The sequence below is a fragment of the Arachidicoccus rhizosphaerae genome (assembly GCF_900107765.1).
Taxonomy (GTDB): domain Bacteria; phylum Bacteroidota; class Bacteroidia; order Chitinophagales; family Chitinophagaceae; genus Arachidicoccus; species Arachidicoccus rhizosphaerae.
The window spans coordinates 165,244-177,325 of the sequence record NZ_FNQY01000001.1 but is presented as its reverse complement, the minus strand read 5'-3'; the positions used below and the strand labels follow the sequence as shown (position 1 = coordinate 177,325).

The following is a 12,082-nucleotide window of genomic DNA, read 5'->3' as shown; positions in this document are numbered from 1 at the left end:
CTGCCGGTTTGAGCTACTGACCAGGCAAGGCTTTAAGCATAAAAAAAATCCATGAAAATTGCACTGGCGGCACCTCCTATGCCCGGGTCATTACAGGAAGGGATAGCATTACTGAAATCCATGACCGCCGAAGCGGCCGAAGCGAAAGCAGAAATACTCTGCTTTCCGGAATCTTTTTTGCCGGGTTATCCCGGCATGGGCTACCAGCGGCAGGACCAGTCCCCGGGGGCGCTTAAAGAAGCCCTGGATGTCGCCAAGAAGGTGGCCGCTTCAAATGCCATCGCCCTGGTTCTGCCAATGGATGGTTATATAAAGGGTGCATTCATGAACCTGGCCTATGTAATAGATGCGACAGGCGATATATTAGGCTATCAGACCAAAAATCAACTGGACCCTTCAGAGGATGCTTACTGGCAGGCGGGCTCTGAAAGAAATATTTTCCAGGTGGGTCATCTTAATTTTGGTATCAGTATCTGCCATGAAGGTTTCAGATATCCGGAATCGGTGAGGTATTGCGCTGTGAAAGGGGCAGACTTGGTATTTCATCCACATTTTAATGGCAGTAACGAAAAGGGGATTGTCTATGGACAATTCATGGCGCCCGAAAACCCCTATTATGAAAAAGCCATGATGATGCGTGCCCTTGAGAACGGGATTTATTTTGCGAGTGTAAATTATTGTTCGGCCTTCCCCCAGTCGGCAAGCGCCGTATTTGATCCCGAGGGAAATTGTACGGCCCATCTGCCCTACCGGGTCTCCGGCTTACTGGTGGTTGACATCCATCCGGAAAAAGCCACCAGGGTGTACGCCAATAGATTCAAGCCGGGTAATCTTACGTACTGAAAATAAAAAAGAGTAAAGTTGTCCTTTACTCTTTTTAGCTTAAATGAAGTAAACGCACTAAAAGGGCGGCTGATGATTAAGGCAGCTGCTCGAAGCCTTCCCATCTGACATTCCAGCTGCCGTCCTTAGGGAAACCCAGATTGTGCTGGGGATCCTCTTTGGAGCCGGCGCACATCAGCGCAATGGCAGAGAGCAGGGCACCGTTACCGGGCAGGTAGATGGTGAGTCTGCCGTCCTGATAATTATGTCCGTTGACCAGATAGGTATTGGTTTTTACATTTTTAAATAAGGCGTTGATGGCCTCTTCCGGGCGGTGCAGCCTTGCGGCAGTCATCGCCACCATCGGGAAATCCCAGCCCCAGGTATGCTCCCAGTGCCAGACCTTTTCAACCGTGTCAAAGGTGCGGCTCATAACGGCGGTATCAACGCTATGGTTAGCCGGCAGTGTGCTGAGGGCCATTAAAACCGCAGGATGATCGATGGTATAGCGGCAATTGGGGGAATAAGAATCCGTTACATCCGCTGCCCCTTTATAGAGTCCGTCCTTTATGGCTAAGGGCGCCAGGTGGTCAATGACTGCCTGCCACTGACTGTCAGGCGCAAGGCCTAGCCGCTGGCGCCAGCTTTGAGCGGTCTGTAGCCCCCATTTCCAATAAGCCAGTTCATAGGGAGGGTTATAGGTCTCTGCCGCCTTAAAACATTCCTGGGCAGGGATGATGCCTTTGCCCAGATTATAACGCTGACTTGCGCTGTCATAACTGGCAAAGGAAGCCATAAAGTCTGCGGTTTTAAATACCAGATCCTGATATTTTTTTAGAAATGCTTTGTCGTGGGTATCCTGATAGATGAGTTCTGCCAGATAAATCAGATGCGGTTGCTGCCAGATCAGAAAAGACCCTACATTGGAAGAGGTTTCTCTTCCCTGATTGTCGGTCATTTTAGGCCAGCGCACTCCCTTGTAGCCTTGCCTACGGGCAATTTCTGTTGCAGTAGGCAGGGCCCTGAAATACCAGTTAAGTGCAGGAGCCAGTAATTCCGGTCTGCCCCATAATGCCCACTGCGCCATATGCCACCAGATCATTTCCATATGCGGTTTGCCGTACCAGCTATTATAGGTAAGGCCTGTTTCCTGAGGCGGGTTATCTCCGGCCTCCTGAACCCGCAGCAGGTACTGAGACAGGACTACGCGCCGTTCCAGTTCAAAAGCTCTTTTGTCGGTACACTGGCTGAAGTCAACGGCAGCCCCCGATTGCCAGAATCGTTTCCATCCATTGGTGCTGTGCTGCTGAACCTGGCTGAAAGTTAGCGGACCAGGGAGTGAGGCGCGGGCTCCGGGTTCAAAGGCTACCGTACAGCTGAAACGGTTATTGTGACTGTCAGGCGTTAAAATATACTCATTGACGGATTTAGGTATCAGGGTAGCTCTATGCGTCCAGTTCGCCTGAACCCCGTAACGGGAAGTGTCAATCCTTCTTTTAAAAACGGCCTGACTGTCACTGGAAACTACGGAAGTGGTGTTGCCGGGGTAGTTATCATAGTTAATGGCTTTGTCTGAAAAACCGGTTAAGGGCGTGGGATATCTGAAACGAACGCCTATTCTGCCTTCTTTTAATAAATCTGACTGGATACTGAAAGCGATCTGGTCCTGAGCGCTGTCGGCGCAGGTAAGGACCTCTACAGCAGTGCCTTCCAGTTCAAATTTACTGGTGATGGTGCCCGTCCATAGATCCAGTGTCTGATCTATTTGGGTAAGATCCTGACAGGTAGCCTCCTGGCCGTTCTTCTTTAAAAGGACAAGTCCGATGTTGCCCAGCTGGATGCGCTGCGGGTTTGCCCTGAAATAATCTGAGGCCGCCTTGCCCCGGCCCTTTTTTTTCTGTACGGAATATACAGCCGGATGGTTGCCGTTAAAATTAAAGGTATCCAGTGTTTCAGAAAAGGTAAGCGCCTGGTCATTAGGGAAGCTGTGCCAGCCCCACTCTGACTGGGTGCCAAGGGCCACGCCGTTTGCATAGGCCACCGGGAAGGATTGTAAGCCGGTGACATCAACCGTAAAGGCAAACCTGCCGTTACCAACTGTCAGGGAGCCAAGTGTATCGATGCCCGAAAGATGGACATTATGCCTTGAAACGACGGCCTTTCTGTCGATCTTATCTGACTGCTTGGTGGCGGTGCCCGGTTGTTGACATGCACTACTGGCAAAAAGCAGTAAGGCTGCGCCCAGAATACTATGTTTCATGGAGATCTTGATTTTTAAAGATGGATGCCTGGTTACGAAACTACCTATTTCCAGGAAGACTTCCGCCCATCCACCGGGCAAAATCAGTCAGAGAATAGATTCTGGCTAAAAACTGCGAACATTTGGGAAAATACTCCGGATTTTTTGCGGAGACGCAGCTCGTCAGATAAATGGCAAAAAGAAGGGTGTGTTGCCTAAAAAAGACGTAAAAAATTTATTGACCCTTCTGTTTATAAGATGTTAAGGAAATGGCCCATGTATCAGGCTTTCCGTTTGCTTAATTTTTCAGAGATTTAACCTTTATCGATCCTATCTTAAGCGGCCTGTAAATTGCCTGCCATTAAATATAATTTTATACCGATTTAAAAACCAACAAATTATTATCTTTTCTGACGCAAAAAGAAAAGGTCGCCCTGTTTTAGAGACCCGCACTGCCTGCTTAAAAATCACGAAAGCGTTTTCGCAAATAAATAATGGCGATTTAAAATTTGTTATGTTAAAGAATGTTATTTTTGGCATAATTGTATATTCTACAAATAACAAGGAAAAATCAGGATCATTAAAGTGAAAACGAGAAAAACTCAGGCTTTTTTTATTACAAATCCAACCTTATAATCTAAAACCTTAACTATGTTGATCAGATCATTCAAACGAAAGCTGTATCTCAGTATCCATGCAGCCTGGCTGATGCTTCTATGCATGCTTATTACCTTGCAGGCAAGTGCGCAGGTTAAAACCATTAAAGGTAAAGTCCTTGATGATAAATCGGAGCCGGTGGCCTCCGCAACGGTTCAGATTAAAGGCAAGCAGGCGGCGACTGTAACCAATAGTGACGGAGAATTTGCCATCGGTGCCTCTCAAGGTAATATACTGCAGGTTACGGCCGTGTCCTTTACAACGGCGGAAGTAGAAGTCACGACCAGCGATTTCTATACCATTAAAATGGTCACTACGGCCGCAAACTTATCAGATGTAGTGGTGATCGGGTATGGTAATAACTCTAAAAAGACGCTCTCCAGTTCCATAACCTCCATCAAGCCGGAGGAAATGAACAGGGCCGTTACCGGTGACGTGGGTCAGCTGTTACAAGGTAAGGTGCCCGGGTTAAATATTACTTCCAGTGGAGACCCCAATGCGTCCGCCTCTGTTGTACTGCGCGGCGCTTCCACCATTAATAGCCCGCAGGGTCCGTTTTATGTTATTGACGGGATTCCGGGAGCAGACATTGCAACGGTAGCCCCTTCTGATATTGCTTCGATAGAAGTCTTAAAAGATGCGGCGGCAACCGCTATTTATGGTAATAAGGCGTCTAACGGGGTCATTATTATTACCACCAAAACAGGAAAGGCCGGTAAAGCCATTGCTTCTTATGACGGATATGTAGGACTGGAAAAGGTGTCAGGCTCTTTATCAGTCATGAATGCCGATCAGATTAAAAATTATGTGCAAAGTAATGGCGGGTCCATTGCCCCGGAAAATGACCTGGGGGCTACCACCGACTGGATGAAAGCGATTCAGCGTTCCCAGGCCGTCTCTCATAACCATAATCTCTCATTTAGCGGGGGCAATGATAAAAGCACGTACAGTGCCAGTCTGAACTACCTGGATAAAGAAGGGATTTTACAAAAAAGTAATTTAAGCAGGTTGATTGCCCGGTTAAGTCTGAGCCAGAAAGTGTTAAATGATAAAGTAAAATTAGGCCTGAACCTGACCAATTCAAGCAGTAAGGCAGATAATACACCGCTGCGTAATGTGGTGTTGTATCAGGCAGCCAAACATCTGCCGACTTCTCCCGTCTATAATGAGGACGGTACTTATTATGAGAATTTCAATACCCCCGGCTATTTTAACCCGGTATCGCTGATTAATAATGCCGAGGATAACACCAAGTATAATACCCTGATGGGCAATTTTACGGTGGAGGCTACCCTGCCCTGGGGCTTCAAATATAATATAAATGCGGCCTATCAGAAGAACACTTCTTTACATGGAGAATATTATAACAGCTATTACTCAGATAATTATAAATCCGGGTTTTACAGCAATCCGGACCCCGGATTTACGAATAAAGGGCTGATTACCTTTGGAGAAAACGGGGCGGCGTACAGAAGTTCTTATGAGAACAATGCTACGACCATCGAATCTTATCTGACCTGGGATAAGGAGTTTAACAAGCATTCCATTACCGCTGTTCTGGGATACTCCTGGCAGGAGAATAACTCCGGAGACGGTCTGCAGGCTTCCAACACTAATTTTGTTTCAGATTACACCGGATATTATAATCTGGGGCTGGGCAATTATCAGACCGTCAGCGGCTACACGGTTAATTTTGGAGGAACCAACTATGAGACCACGAAATTTATCAGTGATTTCTTCCGTGTCAATTATAATTACGCGGGAAAATATCTGTTGCAGGCTTCCGTCAGAAGAGACGGCAGCTCCGTATTCGGAACCAATAATCAATGGGGCTATTTTCCGTCTGTTTCCGTGGGCTGGAGAATCGATCAGGAAAACTTCATGAAAAACCAGCAATTTATCAGCGACTTAAAACTGAGAGCCAGTTATGGTCAGACCGGTAATGCCTTCGGCTTCGGCGCTTATACGGCCAAGCAGTTATTTAAAAGCTACGGAACCTACTATAATAACGGGGAATATGAGACGGCTATCGGGGTTGCGCAGGGTTCCAACCCGGATTTAAAGTGGGAAGTGACCTCAACGGCCAACCTGGGGCTGGACTTTGGATTATTTGGCGGTAAACTGAACGGCACCCTGGATGTATACAATAAGATTACGACCAATATGATTTTCTCCTACACGGTCAGCAGCACGATTGTGCCCGGCGGAACGGTCTGGGGAAATGGCGGTAAAGTCCGTAACCGGGGTATTGAGCTGAGTTTAAACGCAACGCCGGTGAAAACCGGCACCTTCTCCTGGAACACCGGGCTTAATCTTTCTTCCAACCAGAACAAGATTTTAAATATGGAAGGCCCTGCAAAGTACGGGGTTAACTCTGACTCCATCCGTTATACGCAGCCTGATGGACCGGGCCAGACCAACAGCACTTTGCAGATTTTAAAAGTAGGCCATGCTATTGGTGAATTCTTTACCCTGCAATATGAAGGAAAAGATGCTGACGGAAATTCTCAGTTCAGGGCAAAGGACGGCTCTTTAACGACGTCGCCCAGTATCGGAGAGGATTATGTATATGCCGGCAGCCCGCATCCGAAATTACTCGTGGGCTGGAATAACACACTCAGCTATAAAAACTTTGATCTGAACTTCTTTTTCAGAGGGTCTTTCGGGAGCAAAATATTTAATGTCACCAGGGCGGATCTGTCTTATACGGTAAATGCAGCGGTGAACAATATCAGCACCTATGCTAAGGATGATCTGATGACGGATGCTAAAAACAATGCCTACTCAACCAGGTATATCGAAAGCGGTAATTATATCAGACTCGATAATGCAACACTGGGTTATCATGTACCGATTAAGGCTAACTCAGCCGTCCGCGGTCTGAAGCTTTATCTGACAGCCAATAACCTGTTTATCATTACCAAATACACTGGTATCGATCCCGAAATCAACCAGGGAGGTGTAGGCCTGGGTGTAGATGGCAACAATTTCTATCCTAAGACCCGGACACTGGTATTTGGCGTAAACCTTGGATTCTAAAACAATGTAATTAACCTTCAAATCAAGATGATGAAAAAGACTTTAAAATATATTATGGCGGCATTATTGCCCCTGACAATCTGGGGGTGTCATAAATTAGATGTTACGCCAAAATCTTTATATACAGAAGATGTTTTCCCGCAAACGGAAGAGCAGTTTCAGGCCTTAATAGGACCGGTTTATACCAGCCTTCGCGGCCACTATGCCCTGACTTATTTTTTCATGCAGGAGTGCTCCACGGATGAAGCTGTTTTACTGGCATTTGGTGGAAACTGGTATGACGGAGCCAGTTATGAAATGCTGCACCGCCACACCTGGACACCAGATCATAACTGGACGACGACCGCCTGGAACGATGTCACGGGACTGGTAGGAACCTGTAACCAGACCCTGTATCTGCTGCAAAATGCGCCCGAAGGCGAGGCAAAAAGCAGCAGTCTGGCCGAAGTAAGAGCCATCAGAGCGTATGCTTACTGGGAATTGATGGATTTATACGGAGGAGTACCCCTGGATACGATTTACCCAAGCCCGGGCCTTCAGCCAAGAGCCAGCCGTACCGAAGTTTTTAACTTTGTAGCTTCTGAATTAAAAGCGGTAATACCGGATTTAAAAACAGAGGTAGATGCGACCACTTACGGCAAGCCGACTAAATACTTTGCCTATGCACTGCTCGCAAAAATGTATCTGAATGCTGAAGTGTATACAGGCTCCGGCAAGTATAATGAGTGTATCGCGGCCTGCGACAGTATTATCCAGTCCGGAAAATACGCCGTACAGCCCAGAAGTACTTATCTGAAAATGTTTTATCCGGACAACGGCCCGACTACGCAGTCTGAGTTTATCTTTGCCATCCCCTATGACCCCTCCACCTCGGATGGATATATGTTCTATGGCCGTTATGATCTTAACCGCAACCTGGGTATGAAGTACGGATATTCAGGAGCCACGGTGGGGTCTAATGTAGATCCGGTGGTGAATCAGACAACGGGCAACGGGCTGGTGAACAGTAAGCCCAGCGGACCCAGGGCGACCCTGTCCAGCTTCTTAAATTACTTTTTAGAAGATACCGACGACATCCGTTTAAAGCAATGGCTGTATGGCCCGCAGTACTGGGATGATGGTAATCCGATTATGGTAGCCACGACCAAACAGGGATATGATCAGTTTTACTCCGGCTCAGACGGATCGGCGGCCTATGTTTATGCCCTGAATATCGATACGGCTATTCAACTCAGACAAAACGTCTCCTTACTGGACTGTGGCAATGATGAAATTGCCTGGAACCAGGGTGCCAGAAATATTAAATTTTATCCCGATAACAGCTCCAGCACCAGAAACCAGAATAATGACGTGCCGGTTTACCGCTACTCAGATATCCTGCTGACAAAAGCTGAAGCGATTTTAAGAGGAGGAACGGCTACTGAAGGTGAGACGGCGCTGTCTCTGGTAAATGAGGTGCGCTCCAACAGAACTACCGCCGCCGCCTGGACCTCCGTTAGTCTGGAAAAACTTTATGAAGAGCGTTGCCGGGAATTTGCCTGGGAGTGTCAGCACAGAGATGATATGATTCGTTTCGGTAAATTTGAAGATACTTATGGCTTTAAAACCAATAAAGATACCTACCGTGAGATCTTCCCTATCCCGACAGCTGCCAGAACTGCCAATAGCAAGCTGGAACAAAATCCGGGATACTAATTTTTAAAAACATAATCAGACTGTTTTAGCCGCTGTACCATTTACTAAAAGTAAAATGTGCAGTTCTGAAACAGTCTTTTTATCTTTATAACGCTTTTACTTCCATGCAGCTCATCGCCTAATTTTAACCTTTGAGTCAGAATATTCAACATACAGACCCTGTATCCGGCGCAAAAACCGGGACAAAGGCAAGTTCCGCCAGACTTTTATCTTTAGATGCGCTGCGGGGATTTGATATGTTCTGGATTGTCAGCGGTGAGGGAATTGTTCATGGGCTGGCCGGGGTGGTGAAAGACAAATATCAGCTGGCGCAAAATCATGTGGATTATCAGATGGCGGTTGACGGCCGGCTGAACGGCTGGGAGCATTTTATTGTCGGGGCAAGCAATCAGCTTCATCACTCCGTCTGGAACGGGTTTACCTTTTATGATCTGATTTTCCCGCTTTTTATTTTTATTGCAGGGGTCAGTATGCCTTTTTCTTTTGCCAAATCCTTCAGCAGGCCTGAGGCGGATATCAAAACGGCTAAACAGCGTATTTACAAATCTCTGCTTAAAAGGACCATCCTTTTGATTTTACTGGGCATGGTGGTAAACGGGGCGCTTGCTTTTACGGGGTATCATGATACCCGTTTTGCAAGTGTACTGGGACGCATTGCGCTAAGTTGTTTTTTTGCGGCGCTCATCTACCTGAATACAGACTTTAAGCGTAGAATCTATTGGTTAGCCGGTATTTTACTGGGCTACTGGGCTATGATGACCTTAATTCCGGTGCCTGGGTTTGGACCAGGGGTGTTAACGCCGGGGGGTAATCTGGCCGCCTGGTTTGACCGGTTGTTTTTACCCGGAAAACTGCACCGCGGCGTTTATGACCCGGAAGGTATTTTATCCACCTTGCCGGCTATTGGTTCTGCCTTATTTGGGATCTTTACAGGAGAGCTGCTGAGAAGGGAGTCCTTGTCCAAAAAAAGAAAATCTCTGTATATGATGCTTGGGGGCATTGCGCTACTGTTGATAGGCAGGGCATGGAACCTTACTTTTCCCATCAATAAAAATATGTGGACCAGCTCTTTTGTCTTGTATACGGCTGGGTGGAGCTTACTGTTAATGACCCTGTTTTATTTTGTTATTGACGTGTCCGGTTACAGGAAATGGGCGATGCCGCTGGTTTATCTGGGATGTAATTCCATACTCATTTATATGGCGGCCCATGGAGTTGTTGACTTTGAAGCGTCCGCCCGATTTTTGTTCGGCGGGTTGATTGATTGTACGGCCTTGCCTTATCATGATGCCTTTATCTGGACAGGCGTGGCACTGATTCAATTTGTGCTGCTTTGGTTTTTGTATAAAAAGAAAATCTTTTTAAAATTATAGTTATGGATGTATCCGGTAAGATAAGGCGCAAAGGATTATTTGTTTTTATAATACTGTCGGGTATTCTACTGACAGCAGGGCCGTTGACGGCTTACTGCCAGCTGAATCAAAAGGCGGCAGAGGCTCTGCTGCATAGAGTCGTACCCAGACACGCGTCGCAGTTTATCATTGAAGCGGAGCCGGCTGGGGAGCAGCCGGAAGGCTTTACCATCGCGGGTAAAGAGGGCAGGATTTTAATTAAAGCCGGTAGCGGCACGGCTGTAGCCTCCGGTTTATATTATTATCTGAACCATTATTGCCATGCCCAGATTACCTGGAACGGTGTACAGATGCATTTACCGGAAAAGCTGCCCGTTCCTGATCATATCATCCGAAAACAAACACCTTATACTTACAGATATTATCTAAACTACTGCACTTTTAATTATAGCATGAGTTGGTGGGACTGGACCCGCTGGGAAAAGGAAATTGACTGGATGGCTTTACATGGCATCAATATGCCCCTTGCGATTACCGGTGAGGCGTACACCTGGTACCTGGTCTATAAAGAAATGGGTTTTACAGACGGGGAATTACAGGGCTTTTTTAGCGGGCCTGCTTATTTCAGCTGGTTTTGGATGGGAAATCTGGACGGGTGGGGCGGGCCTTTGCCCCTTAGCTGGATGAAAAGTCATTTTGAGTTACAAAAGAAAATCCTGGAAAGAGAAAGGTCGCTGGGGATGACGCCCGTCCTGCCGGCTTTTACCGGGCACGTGCCTAAGGCCTTTAAAGAAAAATTCCCCGAGGCGAAACTTAAAACCACTTCCTGGGGAAACGGGTTTGCAGACACCTATATTCTGGATGCACATGATCCGTTGTTTGAGAAAGTGGCGCAATTATTCCTTAAAAAACAGACAGCACTACTGGGAACGGATCATTTATATTCGGCGGATACTTTTAATGAAAATGAGCCGCCCAGCGATGCACCGGATTATCTGGCAGATCTCAGCAAAAAGATTTACCAGGGAATGCAGGCGGTTGACAGCGCAGCCGTGTGGGTGATGCAAGGCTGGCTCTTTTTCAGTGACCGTAAGTTCTGGAAGGCGCCCCAGATTAAAGCCCTGCTGGACGCGGTGCCGGATGACAAAATGATTGTTCTTGATCTGGCCACAGAAATTGAACCCGTATGGAAAAGAACAGAAGCTTTTTATGGTAAACCCTGGATCTGGAATATGCTGAATAATTTTGGGGGTAATAATAATTTATTCGGAAGAATGGAGACCGTGGCTACCGGCCCGGCAATGGCCCTTGCCAGTCCCTTGAAAGGACGTTTATCCGGCATTGGGCTGACCATGGAGGCCATCGAGCAGAATCCGGTGATCTATGAACTCATGATGGAAAACACCTGGAGGAACACACCTATTGATTTAAATAGCTGGCTGCCCGCCTATCTGACAAACCGTTACGAAGTGGATAATATACATGCCCGGAAGGCCTGGGAGATTTTGCAAAAGACGGTGTATACCGTGCCTGCCAGCAGGTACAAAAGGGACGGCAATGAATCGATATTACAGGCAAGACCTACGTTTGATTCCAGCACCCGTTGGACAAATACCTCTTTAAACTATGACGGGAATGACCTGGTAGGTGCCTGGAGTGAATTAATGCTTGCTGCGCCGGCCTGTCACAACAGTGACGGGTTTCAGTATGATCTGGTAGATCTTGGCAGACAGGTGCTGGCTAATTACGCACTGGTGATTCAACAAAAAGCAGCAGCTGCCTATAAGGCAAAGAACCTGAATGTATTTCATAAGGAGGCCACATCCTTTATTGAGCTGATTGAAGATCTGGATGCGCTGCTTGCCACAAGGCAGGATTTTTTACTCGGGCCCTGGATCGCGGACGCCAGAAAATGGGGAACGACCACGCGGGAAAAAGCACTTTATGAGTTCAATGCCAAAGACCTGATTACGCTTTGGGGAGATAAAGAATGTAAACTGCATGAGTATTCCTGCCGGCAGTGGAGTGGGCTGTTAGATGATTTTTATAAACCCAGATGGCAACAGTTTTTTGACCAGGCAGAACTGGCGCTCAGGCAGGGAAAATCAATGGACCAGGCCGCCTTTGAAAAGAAGATAAAGGACTGGGAGTGGCACTGGGTCAATCAGCGGAAGGATTATCCCACTAAACCCAAGGGAGATCCTGTTGCCCTGTCCAGGAAGCTCTATACAAAATATATCACCAGCGTCACGGGCGCCTTTTAATCACTGGAACAACC

Annotated in this window: 6 protein-coding genes; 5 read left to right on the top strand and 1 reads right to left on the bottom strand. The window is 47.1% G+C overall.

Translation table 11 applies throughout. From position 1 onward, the window contains the following. Positions 1-51 precede the first annotated feature (51 nt). Positions 52-843 (top strand): carbon-nitrogen hydrolase family protein, encoded by a 792-nt coding sequence (locus BLU80_RS00635; protein WP_091392111.1) that lies wholly within the window; start codon positions 52-54, stop codon positions 841-843. A gap of 76 nt (positions 844-919) precedes the next feature. Here BLU80_RS00635 and BLU80_RS00630 read toward each other — a convergent pair whose 3' ends face one another. Continuing rightward, on the bottom strand, positions 920-3,082 hold the full coding sequence (locus BLU80_RS00630; protein WP_091392108.1) for a glycoside hydrolase family 65 protein: 2,163 nt from the start codon (positions 3,080-3,082) through the stop codon (positions 920-922). A 630-nt stretch (positions 3,083-3,712) separates the two neighbouring features. Between BLU80_RS00630 and BLU80_RS00625 the strand changes: the two genes are divergently transcribed. The 4 genes from BLU80_RS00625 (at position 3,713) to BLU80_RS00610 (ending at position 12,068) form a co-directional block, all read left to right on the top strand. Then, positions 3,713-6,757 (top strand): SusC/RagA family TonB-linked outer membrane protein, encoded by a 3,045-nt coding sequence (locus BLU80_RS00625; RefSeq protein WP_091392106.1) that lies wholly within the window; start codon positions 3,713-3,715, stop codon positions 6,755-6,757. A 27-nt stretch (positions 6,758-6,784) separates the two neighbouring features. After that, positions 6,785-8,452: a RagB/SusD family nutrient uptake outer membrane protein gene (locus tag BLU80_RS00620; RefSeq protein WP_244518632.1), complete on the top strand. Its 1,668-nt coding sequence runs from the start codon at positions 6,785-6,787 to the stop codon at positions 8,450-8,452. A 131-nt stretch (positions 8,453-8,583) separates the two neighbouring features. Next, positions 8,584-9,825, top strand: coding sequence for an acyltransferase family protein (locus BLU80_RS00615; protein WP_211481698.1), 1,242 nt, complete (start codon positions 8,584-8,586; stop codon positions 9,823-9,825). A 2-nt stretch (positions 9,826-9,827) separates the two neighbouring features. Then, positions 9,828-12,068, top strand: coding sequence for an alpha-N-acetylglucosaminidase (locus tag BLU80_RS00610; protein WP_091392101.1), 2,241 nt, complete (start codon positions 9,828-9,830; stop codon positions 12,066-12,068). The last annotated feature ends 14 nt before the right edge of the window (positions 12,069-12,082 follow it).